The sequence below is a fragment of the Streptomyces sp. Ag109_G2-15 genome, assembly GCF_900215565.1.
GTDB classification, from domain to species: domain Bacteria; phylum Actinomycetota; class Actinomycetes; order Streptomycetales; family Streptomycetaceae; genus Streptomyces; species Streptomyces diastatochromogenes.
On the sequence record NZ_OCNI01000001.1, the window covers coordinates 1508315 to 1527253 of the forward strand.

General features: G+C 71.9%; 15 protein-coding genes. 3 read left to right on the top strand and 12 right to left on the bottom strand.

What is annotated here, in order from left to right:
- The first annotated feature begins 48 nt into the window (after positions 1-48).
- Both CRP49_RS06425 and CRP49_RS06430 read left to right on the top strand, forming a co-directional pair.
- Positions 49-1593 carry an alpha/beta hydrolase gene (locus tag CRP49_RS06425; RefSeq protein ID WP_097252527.1) on the top strand — a complete coding sequence of 515 codons (1545 nt, stop codon included), beginning with the start codon at positions 49-51 and terminating at the stop codon, positions 1591-1593.
- 153 nt (positions 1594-1746) lie between these two features.
- Positions 1747-3303, top strand: coding sequence for an alpha/beta hydrolase (locus CRP49_RS06430; protein WP_097252528.1), 1557 nt, complete (start codon positions 1747-1749; stop codon positions 3301-3303).
- 68 nt (positions 3304-3371) lie between these two features.
- Here CRP49_RS06430 and moeZ read toward each other — a convergent pair whose 3' ends face one another.
- The 12 genes from moeZ to CRP49_RS06485 form a co-directional block, all read right to left on the bottom strand.
- A complete protein-coding gene (gene moeZ, locus CRP49_RS06435) occupies positions 3372-4550 on the bottom strand; it encodes an adenylyltransferase/sulfurtransferase MoeZ (protein ID WP_094219481.1) in 1179 nt (392 codons plus the stop codon).
- Between the two features lie 63 nt (positions 4551-4613).
- On the bottom strand, positions 4614-5363 hold the full coding sequence (locus tag CRP49_RS06440) for a spherulation-specific family 4 protein (RefSeq protein WP_097252529.1): 750 nt from the start codon (positions 5361-5363) through the stop codon (positions 4614-4616).
- Positions 5351-6310 carry an NAD(P)-dependent oxidoreductase gene (locus CRP49_RS06445; RefSeq protein WP_094219483.1) on the bottom strand — a complete coding sequence of 320 codons (960 nt, stop codon included), beginning with the start codon at positions 6308-6310 and terminating at the stop codon, positions 5351-5353. The genes CRP49_RS06440 and CRP49_RS06445 overlap by 13 nt, the downstream gene beginning before the upstream one ends.
- A gap of 217 nt (positions 6311-6527) precedes the next feature.
- Entirely contained in the window at positions 6528-7868 is a 1341-nt protein-coding gene (locus tag CRP49_RS06450; protein ID WP_179851875.1) for a hypothetical protein, read from the bottom strand.
- A gap of 44 nt (positions 7869-7912) precedes the next feature.
- Positions 7913-9577 carry a glycosyltransferase gene (locus CRP49_RS06455; RefSeq protein ID WP_257033649.1) on the bottom strand — a complete coding sequence of 555 codons (1665 nt, stop codon included), beginning with the start codon at positions 9575-9577 and terminating at the stop codon, positions 7913-7915.
- Between the two features lie 241 nt (positions 9578-9818).
- Positions 9819-11411 carry an ABC transporter ATP-binding protein gene (locus CRP49_RS06460; protein WP_097252531.1) on the bottom strand — a complete coding sequence of 531 codons (1593 nt, stop codon included), beginning with the start codon at positions 11409-11411 and terminating at the stop codon, positions 9819-9821.
- On the bottom strand, positions 11408-12406 hold the full coding sequence (locus tag CRP49_RS06465; RefSeq protein ID WP_097252532.1) for an ABC transporter permease: 999 nt from the start codon (positions 12404-12406) through the stop codon (positions 11408-11410). The genes CRP49_RS06460 and CRP49_RS06465 overlap by 4 nt, the downstream gene beginning before the upstream one ends.
- Positions 12403-13413, bottom strand: coding sequence for an ABC transporter permease (locus CRP49_RS06470; RefSeq protein WP_097252533.1), 1011 nt, complete (start codon positions 13411-13413; stop codon positions 12403-12405). The genes CRP49_RS06465 and CRP49_RS06470 overlap by 4 nt, the downstream gene beginning before the upstream one ends.
- A gap of 4 nt (positions 13414-13417) precedes the next feature.
- Positions 13418-15136 (bottom strand): ABC transporter substrate-binding protein, encoded by a 1719-nt coding sequence (locus tag CRP49_RS06475; protein WP_097252534.1) that lies wholly within the window; start codon positions 15134-15136, stop codon positions 13418-13420.
- A 184-nt stretch (positions 15137-15320) separates the two neighbouring features.
- A complete protein-coding gene (locus CRP49_RS49075) occupies positions 15321-15416 on the bottom strand; it encodes an Ms4533A family Cys-rich leader peptide (RefSeq protein ID WP_317933593.1) in 96 nt (31 codons plus the stop codon).
- 56 nt (positions 15417-15472) lie between these two features.
- Complete coding sequence (locus tag CRP49_RS06480; RefSeq protein ID WP_373560330.1) at positions 15473-17059, bottom strand: DUF3152 domain-containing protein; 1587 nt, start codon at positions 17057-17059, stop codon at positions 15473-15475.
- A gap of 332 nt (positions 17060-17391) precedes the next feature.
- Positions 17392-18510 carry an alpha/beta fold hydrolase gene (locus CRP49_RS06485; protein ID WP_097252536.1) on the bottom strand — a complete coding sequence of 373 codons (1119 nt, stop codon included), beginning with the start codon at positions 18508-18510 and terminating at the stop codon, positions 17392-17394.
- A gap of 188 nt (positions 18511-18698) precedes the next feature.
- Between CRP49_RS06485 and CRP49_RS06490 the strand changes: the two genes are divergently transcribed.
- Positions 18699-18923 carry a hypothetical protein gene (locus CRP49_RS06490; RefSeq protein ID WP_097252537.1) on the top strand — a complete coding sequence of 75 codons (225 nt, stop codon included), beginning with the start codon at positions 18699-18701 and terminating at the stop codon, positions 18921-18923.
- The last annotated feature ends 16 nt before the right edge of the window (positions 18924-18939 follow it).

Consider the following 18939-nt stretch of genomic DNA (forward strand, 5'->3'; position numbering starts at 1 on the left):
CGGCCCGCGCCCCGCGCGCGGCGGCGTGCGCGCCCGCAGGATGGGTACATGGCGAACCCCTCCCGGCTGCGTGCCGCCGCTCTGACCACCAGCGCCGTGCTGCTGGCCGCCCTGCTGGCCGGATGCAGCGAAGGCGCCAAGGACGGGGACCTCACGGCACAGAAGCTGGACTGGCAGGACTGCCCGGTCCCGTCCGAGGCGGAGGGCGGCGGCACCTCCCCGTCCCCGCTGCCCAACGGCGCCAAGTGGCAGTGCGCCACCATGAAGGCGCCCCTGGACTGGAGCAAGCCCAAGGGCGACACCATCGGCATCGCCCTGATCCGCGCCAAGGCCACCGGCGATCCGAGCCGGCGGATCGGCTCGCTCATCTTCAACTTCGGCGGCCCCGGCGGCAGCGGCGTCGCCACGCTGCCCGCCTTCGGCGCGGACTACACCACCCTGAACACCCGCTACGACCTGGTGAGCTTCGACCCGCGCGGGGTCGGCCGCAGCGCGCCCGTGAAGTGCGAGAGCGACGCCCAGCTCGACGCGTACTTCCAGCAGGACGCGACCCCCGACGACAGCGCCGAACGCACCCAGCTGCTGGACCGCACCAAACAGTTCAACTCGGCCTGCGAGAAGCACTCCAAGAAGATCCTGCCGCAGGTGCGCACCACCGACGCGGCCCGCGACATGGACCTGATGCGCCAGGTCCTCGGCGACGACAAGCTGCACTACTTCGGCATCTCCTACGGCACCGAACTCGGCGGCGTCTACGCCCACCTGTTCCCGAAGAACGTCGGCCGGGCGGTCTTCGACGCGGTCGTCGACCCCACCCAGAACCCCGAACAGAGCGCGCTCGGACAGGCCAAGGGCTTCCAGCTCGCGCTCGACAACTTCGCCGAGGACTGCACCTCCAAGAAGGAGGAGTGCCCGATCGGGGACACCCCGCAGGACGTCAAGGACCGCATCGCCAAACTGCTGGCGGACCTGGAGAAGAAGCCGATCCCCGGCATCTTCCCGCGACAGCTGACCCAGACGGCCGCGACCAACGGCATCGCGCAGTCCCTGTACTCCAAGGACTTCTGGGAGTACCTCACCGAGGGGCTCCAGCAGGCGTACGAGGGCGACGGCAAGATCCTGATGCTGCTGTCCGACTCGATGAACGGGCGCAGCGAGAACGGCGAGTACAGCAACATCACCGCGGCCAACATCGCCATCAACTGCTCCGACGAGAAGCCGCGGTACACCGCGGACTACGTCCAGCAGAAGCTGCCCGAGTTCCGTGCCGCCTCCCCGGTGTTCGGCGACTACCTGGCCTGGGGCATGGTCAGCTGCACCGACTGGGCCGTGCCCGGTGCCGCCGACCACCCCGACGTCAGCGCGCCCGGATCGGCGCCCATCCTCGTCGTCGGCAACACCGGCGACCCCGCCACCCCCTACGCGGGCGCGAAGAGGATGGTGGACGCGCTCGGCAAGGGCGTCGCCGTGGAGCTGACGTACAAGGGCCAGGGGCACGGGGCGTACGACAGCAAGAACAAGTGTGTGCAGAGCGCGGTGAACGACTACCTGCTGGACGGGAAGGTGCCGAAGGCCGGCACGGTCTGCTCCTAGCATCCGGGAATCCCTGGACAAACATCCGAGAATCTCTGGAAAGTCGCAGGTCAGATGGTTATCCACAGGCTTCCGCAGGCTGATCCCGATCCGCCTACCATGGCCTGAACGCCCACCGCGGCACGACGCGGAGGGCCTGCGAGGGGGGTACACATGTCGCGATTCCTGCGGTGGACGGCCGCCGCGGCCGCCGCGCTGCTGGTGGCCGGATGCGGTGGCTCGTCGGACGGGGGCCATGACGAGGGCAAGGGGACCAGCTCGGCCGAGGAGACCGGCCGGGCTCCCGCACCGGCGTCATCGTCCAGGGCGGACCTCCCTGCCTCGCTCACCTCGCAGCACCTCGACTGGCAGCGCTGCAAGGCCACCGGGGACTCCGGCGCGCCGAGCGACGACTGGCGGTGCGCCACGCTCAAGGTGCCGTTGGACTGGTCGAAGCCGAGCGGCAGGACGATCGGCCTCGCCCTCATCCGCGCACAGGCGACCGGAAGCGACCGGATCGGCTCGCTGCTGTTCAACTTCGGCGGCCCCGGCGGCTCGGGCGTCTCGACCATGCCGTACTACGGGGCCACCATCCCCAAGCTGCGCGAGCGCTACGACCTGGTGAGCTGGGACCCTCGCGGGGTCGGCGCCAGCGAGGGCATCCGCTGCCGCAGTGACCGGGACATCGAGACCGCCGAGGGAGTGGACGTCACCCCGGACACTCCGGCCGAGGAGAAGGCGTACCTGCAGGACGCAACCGACTTCGGCAAGGGCTGCCAGAAAGCGGCCGGCCCCCTGATGGCGCACGTGTCGACGACCGACACCGCGCGCGACATGGACCTGATGCGGCACGTGCTCGGCGACCGGACGATGCACTACTTCGGCATCTCCTACGGCACCGAACTGGGTGGCGTCTACGCCCACTTGTTCCCGAAGCAGGTCGGCCGGCTGATCCTCGACGCGGTGGTCGACCCGACGGCGGACGCGGTGGGCCACGCCGAGAACCAGGCCCGCGGCTTCCAACGGGCCCTCGACGACTACCTGAAGTCCACCGGCCAGGACCCGAAGCAGGGTTCCCGGAAGATCGTGGACCTGCTCCGGCGGATCGACGCGAAGCCGCTGCCCACGTCTTCCGGGCGGAAGCTGACCCAGACGCTCGCGGTCACCGGCATCATCGTGCCGCTGTACAGCGAGGCCGGGTGGCCCCGGCTGACCAGCGCGCTCAAGTCGGCGGAGCAGGGCGACGGTTCGAAGCTGCTGGCGCTCGCCGACGACTACAACGAGCGGGACGCCTCGGGGCACTACGGCACGCGGGGCCACGCCCAACGGGTCATATCGTGCCTGGACGACAGGCAGCGGCCCACGCTCGCGCAGACGAAGAAGCTGCTGCCCGAGTTCGAGCGGATCTCGCCGGTCTTCGGGGACTTCCTGGGCTGGGACACGGCCGGCTGGTGCCACGACTGGCCGGTGCCGGGCCAGTACGACACCCCCGAGGTCGGCGCGCCGGGTGCGGCACCGATCCTGCTGGTGGGCAACACCGGGGACCCGGCGACGCCGTACGAGGGTGCCCGCAGGATGGCCGACGAGCTGGGCAAGGGCGTCGGCGTGGAGCTGACCTGGAAGGGCGAGGGACACGGGGCGTACGGCAACGGGAGCGACTGCGTCGACTCGACCGTGAACGCCTACCTGCTGCAGGGGACCGTACCGAGGGACGGCAAGGTCTGCTCGTAGAGCGGGCAGCGGAAAGGGGCCCGGCACGCCTGGTGCCGAGCCCCTCCCGGGCCGTGGAAGGCGTACGCCTAGTAGACCGGCTTCTGCGGCTCGATCTGGTTGACCCAGCCGATCACGCCGCCTCCGACGTGAACAGCGTCGGCGAAGCCTGCGGACTTCAGGACGGCGAGGACTTCCGCACTGCGGACACCCGTCTTGCAGTGCAGGACGATCTTCTTGTCCTGCGGGAGGCCCTCGAGGGCGGTGCCCAGGAGGAACTCGTTCTTCGGGATCAGCTTGGCGCCCGGGATGGAGACGATCTCGTACTCGTTCGGCTCGCGGACGTCGATGATCTCGATGTTCTCGCCGTCGTCGATCCACTCCTTGAGCTGCTTGGGAGTGATCGTCGAACCGGCGGCCGCCTGCTGGGCCTCCTCGGAGACGACGCCGCAGAAGGCCTCGTAGTCGATGAGCTCGGTGACGGTCGGGTTCTCGCCGCAGACCGCGCAGTCGGGGTCCTTGCGGACCTTGACCTGGCGGTACTGCATCTCCAGGGCGTCGTAGATCATCAGGCGGCCGACCAGCGGCTCACCGGTGCCGGTGAGGACCTTGATCGCCTCGGTGACCTGGATGGAGCCGATGGACGCGCACAGCACGCCCAGCACGCCGCCCTCGGCGCAGGAGGGGACCATGCCCGGCGGCGGGGGCTCCGGGTAGAGGCAGCGGTAGCAGGGGCCGTACTCGGACCAGAAGACCGAGGCCTGGCCGTCGAAGCGGTAGATCGAGCCCCACACGTACGGCTTGTTCAGCAGCACGCAGGCGTCATTGACCAGGTAGCGGGTCGCGAAGTTGTCCGTGCCGTCGACGATCAGGTCGTACTGGCTGAAGATGTCCATCACGTTCTCGGCCTCGAGCCGCTCTTCGTGAAGGATCACGTTCACGTACGGGTTGATGCCCTTGACGCTGTCCCGCGCGGACTCGGCCTTGGAGCGGCCGATGTCGGCCTGGCTGTGGATGATCTGGCGCTGCAGGTTCGACTCGTCGACCTCGTCGAACTCCACGATGCCGAGGGTGCCCACACCGGCGGCGGCCAGGTACATCAGCGCCGGCGAGCCCAGGCCGCCGGCGCCCACACAGAGCACCTTGGCGTTCTTCAGCCGCTTCTGCCCGTCCATCCCGACGTCGGGGATGATCAGGTGGCGGGAGTACCGGCGGACCTCGTCTACGGTGAGCTCAGCAGCTGGCTCGACCAGGGGTGGCAGCGACACGGGGACTCCGTTGGTCGGTCAATCACTACGGTTGTTCTCCCCGTAACACTGCCACGGCCTTCTTCATTCCGAGACACCCGTTCCGACCCGCGAGACGATTTCGTCCCAGTAGCCGGGCATGGTCTCCCACGGGTCGGTGCGGCCACCGCGGTCGGTGCGGTCCGTGAAGTAGATCGTCGCCGCGCCCTGCCACCGCGCGATGCGCAGCGCCTCCTCCAGATGACCGAGGGGCACACCGTGCACAAAGTGGCAGAAGCGGTCGGGCGGGTAGTCGGCGGTCCACTCGGCGACCTGCGAGAAGCGGTAGTCGGACCAGGGGCCGGAGAAGGTCACCAGCTGGTCGGCGTTCTCCGCGTACCCCGGGTACGGGTGGCTGCCGTGGCCGAGGACGATGTGGGCGGTGTCACTGATCGTCCGGAGCGTGGTGACCGCGCGGCGGACGTCGGGGAGCGCGGCGCGCTCCGTGGGACATCGGTCCAGCAGGAAGCCGTCGACGCGGTACCAGTCGAGGTGGCGGTGCGCGTCCGCGAGCAGGTCGGCGAGGGAGCGCGTGCCGTGGGTGAGGTCCAGGTGGCCGAGGACGCGGACGCCCGCGTTGCGCAGCCGCCCCGCCGCTTCCAGGCAGTGCGGGTCGGGACGGGTGCCGGGCCCCGCGGCGACATTGAGTACGACCCAGTCCAGAGGGGTGCCGGGGCGGGCGAGTTCGGCCCACTGGGCCGGGGCGACCAGCGGATGCGCATAGCCGGGGATGCCGAGGGCGGTACGGACGCCGGTGCTGGTGGTGCCCGCTGTGGTGCTGGTCAGATGCGGCATGCCGCCTCCATCCAGATGTCGGCCAGGGACTCTTCGAGGTTGATCCGGGGACGCCAGCCCAGCCGATCGCGGGCGGTGCGCACATCGGCCTGCTGCCAGCTGCCGCAGCCGTCCGGGTACGGGTATGCGACCGGGGACGCGTGGTCGGCGTCGGCGCGGGGGTGGCCGATGGCGCTGCGCAACGGCCCGGGAGGAGCGTCGAGTTCGTGCAGGGCACCGCCGTATCCGGCGACCCGGGCGAGGACGGCGGCGGCGTCGCGGAGTCGGACGGCGCGGCCCGAGCCGATGTTGATGACGCCCTGCGCGGCGGAGAGCGAGGCGGCGTGCACGGCGCGGGCGACGTCACGGACGTCGACGAAGTCGCGCTGGACGCCCAGGCCGCCGAGTTTGAGCTCGCCGTCGCCGGACTGCATCGCGCGGCGCATGGCCTCGGCGAGCCGGCCGAGCGGGGAGCCGGCCGGGGTGCCGGGTCCGGCGGGTGAGAAGACGCGGAGGACGACGGCGTCGAGACCGGAGCCGAGGACCAGTTCGGTGGCGGCGAGCTTGCTGACGCCGTACGGGCCGCCGGGGCGGGGCACGGCGTCCTCGGCCGTGGAGGAGCCGGGCTGGCTGGGGCCGTACTCGGAGCCGCACCCGACCTGCACCAGGCGGGCGCCGCAGCCGCTGCGGCGCAGGGCTTCGCAGACGGTGGCGACGGCGACGGTGTTGTGCCGGGTGAGTTCGCGGGCGCCGCCGCGGGTGGCGCCGGCGCAGTTGACGACGACTCCGGGGTGGACCGCGTCCAGGAAGCGGGTGAGCGCTCCGGGGCTGCCGGTGGCGAGGTCGAAGCGGACGTCGGCGTCGTCGCCGCGGCCGAGCGCGGTGAGCTGGACGGCCGGGTCGGCGAGCAGTCGGTCGGCGACGAAGCGGCCGATGTATCCGTTGGCTCCGATCAGCAGGACCCTCATCGCGCGCCTCCCGGGGTGTGCGCTCCGGCGGCTCCCAAGGCTCCGGACGCTCCGGGCGCTCCGTGTCGGGAGGTGGTCATCTGGTCTTCTCCTTCGAAGGGGTGGTGCGGTTGCCTCCGGCGGTGGGCCGGGCGCCCGCGGCCTCGGCCGGGGCCAGGTGCTGCCACGCGCTCGGGGCGGGTGGCGGCGGGCTCGGTTCGGGCCGGTGGCGGAAGGTTCACTCGGGTGCTCCCGTGGGCGCGTGCGCCGAGGCCTGGGTGAGGGTGCGCAGGGCGTGGACCAGCAGGGTGAGGGCCGCGGTGCCGCAGGCGAGCGCCGGGACGGCGGCCGGGCCCCAGGCGTCCACCAGGTTCTGGACGGGGGTCGCCAGGAAGGCGCAGCCGGGCAGTCGGCCGGCCAGGAGCAGGGCGGGGGCCGCCGCCTCGATTGCCGCCGCCGCGCCCAGGGTCAGGGCGGGGGCGTGCCGGTGGTGGTGCACGGTGAGGAGGCGGGCGAGCAGGAGGAGGGCGCCCAGGGTGAGGGCCTGCGGGTAGGCCGCGCTTTCGTGCAGGACAGCTCCGCACAGGGCGAGCAGGGCGGTGAGGGCGCCCAGGAACAGGGCGAACGCGCCGAGCAGCAGGGGCCGGGCGGCGGCCGTGAAGTCCTCCAGGCCCCGGCTGCCGGCGAGCCTGCGGCGGGCACCGGCGGTGAGAAGGTGGGCGCACCAGGCGGCCGGAGCGGCGGCCAGGGTGAGCGCCAGGGCGGGGGCGGTGGCGAGGGGCCAGGGGCCGTCCGCGGTACCGGTGGGCAGGGCGTCGGGGCCGCCTGCCACGACCGCCTGCAGGAGTCCGTCGCCGAGCAGGGCGTACCCGAGCAGCCAGAGGGTGCACGCGCGCGTGCCGGATGCCGTCCGCCACGGGGGTGCGCCGGGCTCGGCGGCGAGGGGGCCGCGGCGCAGGGCCGCGCGGACGGCGAGGCCGATGGCGAGCAGGCCACCGAGGGCCACCAGCAGGCGGGGCCGGCCCTCGGTGAGGCGCAGCCCGGTCACGACGGCCGCGCCGAGCGCTCCGGGCAGGAGGGTGAGCAGGACCCAGTCGGCACGGACCCGGGGTACGCACAGGGGGTCGGGCTGGGGGTGTGGTGTGCCGTCGCGGGGCACGCGCGCGTACAGCTCCTCGGCGAGCGAGAAGACGTCGCGGTGGCGGAAGCGGGCGGCGGTGCGGTCGGTGACCCCGTGCGCCTCCAGCCCGGCGGCGATCTCCAGTGGGTCCACGGCCCGCTCGCACAGCTCCCGGTGACGGTGCAACAGGGCTTTGACGGGGTCGGCGGCACCGCGCCGGGCGGTGGGTCTACGGCTCCTGTCGGGCGCGGGATCCGCTCCGGCCCGCGCCGAGGCCCAGGGCGCCGAGGTCATCGACGGGCGGCCCGCACCGGGCGAGGTCTCCGCCGCCGAGGGCTTCGCCGGGCGAGTCTCGCCGCCGTGCGTCCCCGTACCGGCCAGCCACTCCCCCGACCGCTCGTCCCAGGCATCGGCGCTGCTCGGCATCGCGGGACGGTCCTCGTGGCCCGTCCGGCGCATGACGTCCCTGTCGTCCCAGGTGTCGTCCACCCCTCCGGAGCCGTTCACCGTGCCCCCTCCGGAGCCGCCAGAGGGGTCGCGCGGACCGGGCCGCCCGCCGCCCAGCCCGGAACACCCCGGGCCAGTACGCGGGCCGTGGGGCCGGTCCAGCGGACGGGGACGTGGGCCTCGGCCGGGGCGGCGAAGGGCAGGGGGGCGCCCGCCTCGTCGAGGACGACGCGGCGCACCGGGCAGCGCGAGACGATCTCCAGGTAAATGCTGTGAAATGCCGCGATGTTCTGCTCGACGGTGAACAGTTCGAGCGCGCGGGCGCGTGCGGCGGCGCCGAGTCGCTCACGGCGCTCGGGGTCGTGCAGCAGCGCCACGCACGCCTCGGCGAGCGCGCGCGGATTGCGCGGGGGCACGACGAGACCGGTGCCGCCGATGACCTCCACCACCGCGCCGACGTCGGTGGACACGGTGGCGCGTCCGCAGAACATGGCCTCGGCCAGGGTGATCGGGAAGCCCTCGACGACGCTGGAGAGGACGACGACGGCGCCGGCGGCGTACGCGTCGGGCAGCGTCGGGGCGTCGGGGCCGCCGATCTCCTCGAAGGAGACCGGGTTGTCGCCGACCGCGTGCACGCCCTCCGCCTCGTCCGGGAAGAGCTGGGCGGCGAGGGCCCGGCAGTGGCGCAGGTAGGTCGGGCCTTCGGGGCCTGTGGGAGCGCCGACGATCCGCAGGCGGGCCTTCGGCTCCTCCCTGCGGACCTCGGCGAAGGCGTGCAGCAGGGAGACCAGGTCCTTGGCGGGTTCCACGCGCCCGACCCAGACGAGCGTGTCCGGGTCGGCGCGGCCGGGGGACTCGCCGACCTCCGCGAAGTGGGAGGCCTCCATGCCCGGGTGGACGGTGCGGATCCTGGTGCGGTCGGCGCCGCACCGTTCCTGCCAGCGGCGGGCGTGCGCGTTGCCGGGTGTGAGGATCGCGGCCCGCCGGTAGACCTCGATGGCCAGCCGGCCGTGGAAGGCGGCGAGCAGGGCGCGCACGGCGGGGGCGGCGGCGTCGGGGCCGAGGGCCAGGTAGTGCGAGCGCAGTTGCACGCCGTACTCGGTGACCAGCAGTGGTACGTCGGCGAAGTGCCGGGCGAGCAGTCCGGGCAGGGCGGCCGGGCCACCGGCGGTGGCGTGGCAGAGGTCGGCCGCGCCGAGGCCGTCGTCGCCGTACCAGTCGAGGGAGAGGGGGCGCAGGGCGCGTTCGAGGTGCGCGGTGACGGTGAGCAGGTCGGGTACGCGCGCCTCGCGCGCCGTGCGCAGTGCGCCGGGGGCGCGGCAGGCGCGCTCCAGGGTGCGTACGGCGGTGTCGGACCGGAGCGCGCCGACCAGTCCGCCCTCGTCTCGGGCGAGTTCGGCGAGGCCGTACAGCGCATTGCCGAAACGGTCCGCCAGATGAGCGGACGTATCACCGGAAGCGGTGTCGGATCCGGCGCACAACGCCCCGACCAGTTCCCCGTAGTACTCGGTGAAGCGCCGGCGTGCGCGCCGTCCATGGGCGATCCCGTCGTCCTCGGCCGTCCACAGCGGGGCCGTACGCACCCGGCTGACCTGCTCGGGGAGCGGGACCCAGCCCGCGTCCTCCTGCTGTCGGCTGCGGCTGAGCGCGTAGAGGTCGAACTCGTGCTGTGCGAGCCCGCGCACGAGCCGGTCGCACCAGAGCCCGGCGTCACCGCTCACATACGGATAGCCACCCTCCGTAAGCAGTCCGATGCGCACGTGTGCACCCCCGATCTCCCGTGAGTGGGAGCCGCCTTGGTCCTGGCGGCTCGCAGCGGGACGAACGTATGCGGACATGGCGGTGGCGCGACGGACGGTTGTCCATCGCGCCACCAAAAGGGGTGAACGGTCGTAACTTTCGCGTGCGGGTCGCGTTCCGTCGCGCTAAGAGATCAGAGGGTGATCGCTCGTCTACGAAACGTTACGCCACGGCCAGCTCCCGCCGGGCCGCACGCCGTTCGGCCGCCACCTCCGGGTCGAGCGCGGGTACGGCGGCCAGGAGCTGCTTGGTGTACGGCTCGCGCGGGGCGTCGTACACCTCGTCGACGGGTCCGGACTCGACGACCTGTCCGCGGCACATCACCGCGACCCGGTCGCTGACCTGGCGGACGACGGCGAGGTCGTGCGCGATGAACACCAGCGCCAGGCCGAGTTCCCGCTGCAGCGCGCCGAGCAGGTCGACCACCTGGGCCTGCGTCGTGACGTCGAGCGCCGAGACGGGCTCGTCGCAGACGATGACGCGCGGGTCGGCGGCGAGCGCCCGGGCGATGCCCACGCGCTGGCGCTGTCCACCGCTGAACTCGTGCGGGTAGCGGTCATAGTGCACCGCTTCGAGTCCCACGCGCTCCAGCAGTTCGACCACCCGCCCTCGGATGCGCTGTTCGTCGCGTTCCCCCCGCGCGCGGAGCGGGTCGGCGATGGACTCGCCCACGCTGCGGCGGGGGTTGAGGGAAGAGACGGGGTCCTGGAAGACCATCTGGACGGCCGGGTTCACGCCGGTGTGCGGGCGCCCCGCGTAGTGGATCTCACCGGCGGTCGGCTCGAGCAGCCCGACCAGCATGCGGCCCAGCGTCGTCTTGCCGCTGCCGCTCTCCCCCACGACGCCCAGGGTCTCGCCCCGGCGGACGGTCAGCGAGACGTCGTCCACGGCCGCCAACGCCCGCTTGCCGCGCCCGAACTCGCGCCGCAGCCCGGTCGCCTCCAGCACGACCTCGTCGGACGCCTCGGAGGCCGGGCGCGGCGCGTCCACGCGCGGGACGGCGTCGAGGAGTTCGCGGGTGTACGCCTGCGCGGGCGCCCCGAGGACCGTGCCGACCGGGCCGTGTTCGACGGCCCTGCCGTGCCGCATGACCAGCACCTCGTCGACGCTCTCGGCGGCGACGCCCACGTCGTGGGTGACGAGCAGCAGGCCCATGCCGGTCTCCTCGCGCAGCGTGTGCAGCAGGTCGAGGATCTGGGCCTGGACGGTGACGTCGAGGGCCGTCGTGGGCTCGTCGGCGATCAGCAGGTCCGGCTCGCAGGCGAGCGCCATGGCGATGAGGGCGCGCTGGCGCATGCCGCCGCTGAACTCGTGCGGGCGGGAGCGGGACCGGCGCTGCGCGTCCGGAATTCCAACCCTCTCCAGCACTTCGACGGCACGCGCGCGTGCGGCGCGGCGCGAGCCGCGCGTGTGTACGCGGTACACCTCGGCGATCTGGTCGCCGATCGCGTAGTACGGGTCGAGCGAGGACAGCGGGTCCTGGAAGACCATGGCGGCCCGGGCTCCGCGCAGCCGCCGCAGTTCCTCGTCCGAGGCCTGCTGGACGTCGGTGCCGGCGACCCGCACCGAGCCGCCGACCCGTGCTCCGGTGTCCCGGTGCAGGCCCAGCAGGGCGCCGGCGACCGTGGACTTGCCGGAGCCGGACTCGCCGACGAGTGCGAGGGCGGCGCCCTCCTCCAGTCGGAAGGAGAGCCCGTCCACGGCCCGCAGCGAGCCGAACTCGACCGTCAGGTCGGTGACTTCCACCAGGCTCATGCGAGTACCACCCGTCGGTCGGCCACCGCGTACAGGACGTCCGCGACGGCGTTGGCGATGACGACGAAGAAGCCGACGACCAGAACCATGCCGACGACCACCGGCAGGTCGACGACCTTCACCGCGTGCACCAACTCCTGGCCGATGCCGGGCAGGCCGAACAGGGTCTCGGTGAGCACGGCGCCGCCGACGGCCGAGCCGACGTTGTTGGCGTTCAGCGCGATGACGGGCGCGAGCGCGCCGCGCAGGGCGTGCCGGCCGACGATCGAGCGCTCGCCCACGCCGTACGCCCGGAACGTGCGGATGTGGTCCTCGGCGAGGGTCTCCAGCATCGAGGCGCGGGTGAGCCGGGCGAACGCGGCCGCCTCGATCAGGGCGAGCGAGAGCCAGGGCAGCAGCAGGTTCCACGCCCACTGCTCGGGGTCGTCGCCGAAGTTCACGTACTGCGGGAAGGGCAGCAGCTGGAGTTCGCCGCAGACGACGATCATCAGCACGAGGCCGATGACGAAGACGGGCGTGGCGGTGCCCGCGAGGGTGAGGGCGGTCAGCAGGCGCTCGGAGATCCGGCCGCGCCGCCAGGCGGAGAGCACGCCGGTGCCGACGCCGAGGAGGAGCCACAGCACCATCGCGCCGAGGACGAGCGACAGGCTGACCGGCAGCTTGGTCAGGATGATGTCCATGACCTGCTGGTCGCTCTGGTACGACAGCCCCAGGCAGGGTGCGGAGCAGTGCGCCACGGAGGTGCCCGTGGAGTAGTCCTGGCCGACGAAGAGGCCCTCCAGGAAGTGCCAGTAGCGCAGGTAGAGCGGGTCACCGAGCTTGAGCTGCTCGGCCACCTGGTGCACCTGTTCCGGCGAGCAGCGCGGGCCGCAGGTGATCTGGGCGACGTTGCCGGGGGTGGCGTAGAAGACGACGTAGACGATCACCGAGATGGCGAGCAGGGTGACCACCATGCCGACGGCGCGGCGCAGGACGAATCCACCGAAGCCGCTCATGCGGTCTCCTCCTTCCCGGTCCCGCTCTCGCTCTTGCGGACGGTGCCGACGCGCAGGCGGGAGGCCGCGCGCGGATCGAGTGCGGTGCGCACGCCGTCGCCGAGGACGGTCAGGGCCAGGACGGTGACGAACAGGGCGCCGGCCGGCAGCAGCAGGTACTGCGGGGCGGCCTGGTACCAGACGTCGGCGCTGGTGAGCATCTGCCCCCAGGACGGCGTGGGCGGCTTCACGCCCACGCCGAGGAAGGAGAGGGCTGCCTCGACCGAGATGTTCATGGGGACGAGCAGCGCGGCGTAGGTGATGACGGGCGCGGCGAGTCCCGGGAGCAGTTCGCGGCGGGCGATCCGCCAGGTGTTCCAGCCGCTCAGCCGGGCGGCGGAGACATAGTCGAGGCCCTTGAGGGTGAGGGTCTGGGCGCGCACGATCTTCGCGATGTTGCCCCAGGCGATGAGGCCGATGACGAGGGTGACGAGGACGGGCCGGGGAAAGCTCGACGGCACGATCGCCAGCAGTGCCAGCGACATGATCATCAGCGGCATGGCGACGATGATGTCCGTGGTGCGGCTCAACAGTTGATCAACCCATCGACTGCCGAGCGCGGAGGCCACACCGACTACGACCCCGATCGCGACCTGCACCACGGTCGCCGCCAGCGCGACCCCCAGCGACACCCGCGCCCCGTAGACGAGCCGCGCGAACAGGTCGCGCCCGGTCTGCGGTTCGACGCCCAGCCAGTGGTCGGCGCCGATGCCGCCGAAGGAGCCGATGGGCACGCCCCCGCGCGCGGAGTCGATCAGGGAGGGGTGGTACGTGGTCGGGTCCTGGCCCTCCAGGGCGGTGAGCAGCGGCGCGGCGAGCGCGACCAGGACGAGCAGCGCGACGACGACCGCCGCGACGAGGGCGGCGCGCTGCACCCGCAGCCGCCGCCAGAACTGACGAGCCCCCGAGGCCCCCGGGACGGGCGTGTCCGTCCCGGGGGCCTGAGAGGCGACAAGTACTTCGCTCACGGTGCTACTTGACCGCGACCTGGGAGATGTCCAGAACACCGGTCCAGTCACTGATCACGATGTTCTTGACGTCCTTGCCGTACAGACGCTTGTAGACGGGGTGGAACAGCGGCACGGTCAGGGCCTGCTCGCCGATCTTCTTGTCCAGTGCACCCCACCGCTTGGCGGCCGCGTCAAGGTCGGTCAACTTGTTGATCGCGTCAATCTCGTCATTGACCGACTTGTCGTTGAGCAGGCCCGTGTTGAAGTTCGCTCCATCCTTGACGATCTGCCGGCCGTCGAAGATCGGGGCGAGGAAGGGACCGCCGGAGGGCCAGTCGGCGCCCCAGTGGGCGAGGAAGAAGCCGGGCTCGGTCTTCACGCTGTGGATCTTGTCCCGGTAGTCGTTGTCCTCCAGGCCCTGGAGCTTGAGCGTGATACCGGCCTTCTTGAGAGCGTCCTGGATGGCGGTGGCGATCTCCGGGCTGGTCTCGAAGTTCTTGTCGTTGGAGTGCGTGAGCGTGAGGGTGAGGCCGCTCTTGTAACCGGCCTCCTTCAGCAGCTCCTTGGCCTTCTCCGGGTTGCCGGTCTTGCCCGCCGGGAAGAGGTCGTACGGCTCGTAGCCGAAGGACTTCTGGTTGGGCAGGTAGGTGGTCGCGGGCTCGGCGAGCGCGGAACCACCGGCAGCGTTGATCACGGACGACCGGTCGATGGCGTACGAGATCGCCTGCCGCACCTTGACGTTGTCGAACGGCTTCACCGTCGGGTTGAACGCGATGTAGTTCGTGTAGCCGAAGTGGCCGGTGCCCACGCGCGCGGCCAGCTCCTTGTCGCCGGTCACCTTGGCGAGTTCGGCCGGGCCGAGGTTGGTGTCCGTGGTGACCGCGGCCGCGTCCGCTCCCTGAGACGCGGACAGCCGCTGGTTGATCACGGAGGAGTCGAGCCCGGAGCGGACGTCGATCGAGTCCGGGTAGGCCTTGCGCTCGGCGTCGACGGCCGTGGACCAGTACGTGTTGCGCTCCAGGACGAGGTGCTCGCCGTCGTTCTCGTTCTTGACGACCTTGTAGGGGCCCGACGAGATCGGGTGCTCCTCGTACTTGGTGCCCGTGTCCTTGCTCTTCGGGACCGGGGTGAACTGCGTCTGCGTGGCGAGGTACGGGAACTCGCCCTCGGGCTTGTTCAGGTGGAAGACGATGGTCCGCGCGTCCGGCGTCTCGATCGCCGAGAGGCCCTTCTTGTCCTTGTACGGACCCTGGTAGTCGGCCGCGCCGACCAGCCAGTCGCGCAGATAGGGGGCGCCGCCGGAGAGTTCGGGGGCGAAGGAGCGCTCGATGCCGTACTTGATGTCGGCCGAGGTGATCGGGGTGCCGTCCTCGTACTTGAGGCCCTTCTTCAAGGTGTACGTCCACACGGTCGCGTCCTTGCTGGGGCGCCCGGTGTCGGTGGCCAGGTCCGGGACGACCTTGGCACCGGCCGCGCCGTCCTCCCGGTTGCGCGTGGTGAGCGTGCGGAACACGAGCGAGGGGACGTTGCCGCCGCCTGAGGTGTAGAGGCGGGCGGGGTCGAAGTCCTGCTGCGGTTCGGAGTTCAGAACGCTCAGCGTGCCGCCCTTGTGAGGCGCGGAGTCGCCACCGGAGCCCTTGGCATCGTTGTCCTTCGGGCCGCAGGCGGCGGCGCCCGCTGCCACGACCAGGCTGACGGATGCCGCTGCCACGCGGCGCGCTATGACGGACGGTTGACGCATCGGAATGACGACCTCTCGGGGAGCTGATCGAGGATTTCTCGAAGAGTGAGACATGTGGACGAGGAGTGAGACGGCTGCGGACAGACGTCGGCCCCGGCGTCGGGTCGTCGAAAAATCCGTGACACGGTCACGGTCACGGACGGAAAAGGAGGAGAGTCGCGACGCGAACGCCAGGGAGGCGGCGTCAGCGACAGTGGATGTCGGCCACGCAGAGCGCGGTCACGCCGATCAGCGCCAGCTCGATGGCGGCGCTGTCTGAGACGGCATGACTAGACCACATGAGTAAAAATATGAACGACCTTGCTGCTCATGTCAATGTGACATAAGTGGCGCCTGTCAACTCCCGGGATAGGGCCAGGGGTTGGGCAGACAGTGGATTCCGTCGTGGTCGAGGAACTTCGTCTGCTGCTGCATGACCGGGGCCAGCTCGCCGTCCTTCTGACACGTCACATGGCCGTGGCCGAGCCGGTGGCCGACCTCGTGATTGATGAGCATCTGCCGGTACGCGTGGATCTTGTCCCCGTACGTCTTGCTGCCCTGGGCCCATCGATAGGCGTTGATCATCACGCGCTCGGTGGACGCCGAGTCGCAGGAGACGTTGTCCTCCGTGGTGTCCAGGCCCGACTTGGCGCACCACTTGGCGGTGGTGCCGGGGCTGGCGAGCGTGATCACGAAGTCGGGCTTGCCGGAGTAGACGCGCTCGAAGGTACGGGCGCCGCCGTGGGCCCAGCTGCGGTTGTCGTTGAGCGTCTTCTGCACGGCCGCGGCGAACAGCTCGCCGTCCAGGCCGAGTCCCTGCTCGACGTCGACGCGGTAGGTGTACTTCTGCCCCTTGCCGGGCGCCTTGTCGAAGCCCGGGACGGCGTCGAACTTTCCGGAGCCCTTCAGCGTGGCGCTGAGCGGGTACTTCCGGTCCATCTTCTGCTCGTACGTCAGCGTCGCCACGCTCGGCGCGGCGGACGGGGCGCTCTGCCCGGGGACTTGGGTGCCGCGCGCCTGGTCGGTGGCGGACTGCGACCGTACGTCGGCGTCGTCGCGGTGGTCGGTGACCTGCCCGGCGACGACGACCGCGAGCACGGTGGTCACGGCCGCGGCAGCGATGCCCGTGAAGGCCCGCCCCTTGCCGCCGCCGCGCTGCGCGGGCACACCGGTCGGCGCCGCACCGCCCTCGGCGGCCGCCGGCTCGGCACCGGTGTCGTACGACTCCTGGGCCTCAGCGGGCTCGGTACGGCCGGACCGGGGCGCGAAGACGTCGCCGCCCTCCTCGAAGGCCTCCAGGTAGTCCTGCCGGGGCCCACCGTCCTGCCGCTGCCGCTGTCGCTGCCGCGGAAAGGTGACACCGGGCCCGCCCACGCCCTGCTGCACCCCGGGAGCACCCCCGGTGCCGGCGCCGGCACCGGCCGCCCCCGCGAACTCCCCCCAGCCACCGCCGACTTCACGCTGCTCGGGATGCCCGGCTCGGGCCTGCGCACCACCACCGAGTCGCGGCACGCCGTGGGCAGGGGTGCCATCGGGGAGCCGCGGAGCCCCGTGCGCCGGAGTGCCCTCGGACGCGCGCCGACCGCCCTGCACCCCCGGCCCACCCGGGAAGCGAGGAAAACCCTGAGCAGGCGTACCGTCCGGGATCCGAGGCACTCCGTGAGCAGGCGTACCGTCCGGGATCCGAGGCACCCCGTGAGCAGGCGTGCCATCCGGAAAGCGCGGTACCCCATGCGCCGGAGTGCCATCGGGAAGCCGCGGAGCTCCGTGCGCCGGAGTGCCCTCAGGCGCACGCCGACCGCCCTGCACCCCCGGCCCACCCGGGAAGCGAGGAAAACCCTGAGCGGGCGTACCGTCGGCGAGCCGAGGCACACCATGGGCGGGCGTGCCATCAGGCAGGCGCGGCACCCCACGGGCCGGAGTGCCATCGGGAAGCCGAGGCACGCCGTGGGCGGGAGTGCCGTCAGGAAGCCGAGGCACACCGTGAGCAGGCGTGCCATCCGGAAAGCGCGGTACCCCATGCGCCGGCGTGCCCTCAGGGAAGCGCGGTACGCCTCCCGGCGGGAAGCCGGGCGTGCCCTGGGCGGTGCGCGGTGCGCCGTACCCCGGGGAAGCGGGAGCGCCCTCGGGTGCCTGCCGCTGGCCGGGCAGGGTGGGCTGTCGGGCCTCGCGCGGGGTACCGGCGGCCGAGCCCCGTCCCCCGCGCCGTGCGGCTATGTCGGCGGGGTCGTCCTTGGGGGCCGGTCCGCGGCGGCTGTGGCGTCCCACGTCGGCCCTCAGCTCCCCGCGCTCGTGGCGGCGACGTCGCCCCCGGCAGCCGTAGCGGATCCGGCGCCGGGCGCCGCGACATCCGCGCCCCCGGACGGCCCGGCACTCGCACTCGCGGACTCACCCACGCCCCTGGACGGGCCGGCACCCCCGGACTCACCCACACCCCCGAACTCCCCCATCTCCGCGAGGAGTTCCCGGAACGCTCCGCTCACCACCTCCGGGTACTCCATCATCGCCACGTGACCCGCCTCCGGCAGGGACAGGAGGCGGGAGTCGGGGAAGGAGCGGGCGGCCTTGCCGGCCATGCGGAAGCCGACCAGCTGGTCGCGGCCGCCGTAGATCAGGAGGGTCGGGGCGAGCACGCGCTCGGCCTGGCGCCACAGTCCGTGCTGGCCGCCGAGCGTGTAGGCATTGACCACCCCGCGCGCGGAGCGTGCCATCGCGTCCCAGAAGTACGGCAGTTGCAGCCGCCGCTCCAGCTCCTCCACGGCCTGCTGGAACGCCTCCGGCGACACGCGCCCGGGGTCGCCGTAGCACAGGCCCAGTACGCCGCGCACGCGCTGCTCGGCCGTCCACTCCTTGGTGAGCCGGGTGAAGAGCACGGCCACCCCGGGCACGCCCAGCAGTGCCGTGGGCACCGCGGTGCGCTGCACACGCAGCTCCGGCAGGGCGGGCGAGACCAGCGTCAGGGTGCGGACGAGGTCGGGGCGTACGGCGGACACGCGCGTGGCGACCGCTCCGCCGAGGGAGTTGCCGAAGAGGTGGACCGGGCCGCGCTCGGCGGCGTCCAGATAACGGATGATCGCGCGCGCGTGCCCCGTGACGGAGTAGTTGCCGTCGTCCGGTGGCGGGGAGTCGCCGAAGCCGGGCAGGTCGACCGCCTCACTGTCGACAACGCCGTCCAGCTCCCTCATCAGCGCGGACCAGTTCTGCGAGGAACCGCCGAGCCCGTGGACGTACAGCGCGGGCGGCAGTCCCTCGCGCGCGGGGTGCCGCGAACGGACCGAGAGGGTGACCCCCGGCAGCCCCACCGACCTCAGCCGCTCGCCCTCACCGACCCGGACGGGCGCCACCCTCGGGAGGACACTGGCGGCCGGCGCGGACGGCGATTCGGTCGAAGACATGCGGCAATGTTACGAGACGATCACGCTGTGGCTCATGTGTTCGCCGTCACAGGTTGGCCCTGTCGAACCGCGCGGCGAACGGGCGTCCATGGCATGGCGTCCGGATCAGGTGTCTCCTAGGCTCGTATCGAGGGCACCCGTATGTGGCCCCTGCTGCATCAGGGACGTTCGTAGGAAGGGAGCCCACCATGGCCTATGACCCCATCGAGCCCGACGTGATCGAGGACCTGGAGGCCGACGAAACCCCGTTGATCGACGTCGAGGCCACTGAGGGTGACGCCGTCGAACAGCACGCCGACGTCGCGCCGGACCACGACGACCCGCTCACGGGAGTGGATCCGGACCGCGGGAACGAGGCCGATCTCATCGAACAGGCGCGTGTGGTGACGCTCGACGAAGAGGACTACCGCTGACCGCGCGGGACCACTC

Coding starts and splice junctions, on each gene's coding strand:
- CRP49_RS06445 (WP_094219483.1), bottom strand. CDS start 6,310: ATGAGGGTCCTGCTGATCGGAGCCAACGGATACATCGGCCGCTTCGTC.
- CRP49_RS06440 (WP_097252529.1), bottom strand. CDS start 5,363: ATGCCGCATCTGACCAGCACCACAGCGGGCACCACCAGCACCGGCGTC.
- CRP49_RS06450 (WP_179851875.1), bottom strand. CDS start 7,868: ATGCGCCGGACGGGCCACGAGGACCGTCCCGCGATGCCGAGCAGCGCC.
- CRP49_RS06465 (WP_097252532.1), bottom strand. CDS start 12,406: ATGAGCGGCTTCGGTGGATTCGTCCTGCGCCGCGCCGTCGGCATGGTG.
- CRP49_RS06475 (WP_097252534.1), bottom strand. CDS start 15,136: ATGCGTCAACCGTCCGTCATAGCGCGCCGCGTGGCAGCGGCATCCGTC.
- CRP49_RS06485 (WP_097252536.1), bottom strand. CDS start 18,510: ATGTCTTCGACCGAATCGCCGTCCGCGCCGGCCGCCAGTGTCCTCCCG.
- CRP49_RS49075 (WP_317933593.1), bottom strand. CDS start 15,416: ATGTGGTCTAGTCATGCCGTCTCAGACAGCGCCGCCATCGAGCTGGCG.
- CRP49_RS06460 (WP_097252531.1), bottom strand. CDS start 11,411: ATGAGCCTGGTGGAAGTCACCGACCTGACGGTCGAGTTCGGCTCGCTG.
- CRP49_RS06490 (WP_097252537.1), top strand. CDS start 18,699: ATGGCCTATGACCCCATCGAGCCCGACGTGATCGAGGACCTGGAGGCC.
- CRP49_RS06425 (WP_097252527.1), top strand. CDS start 49: ATGGCGAACCCCTCCCGGCTGCGTGCCGCCGCTCTGACCACCAGCGCC.
- CRP49_RS06430 (WP_097252528.1), top strand. CDS start 1,747: ATGTCGCGATTCCTGCGGTGGACGGCCGCCGCGGCCGCCGCGCTGCTG.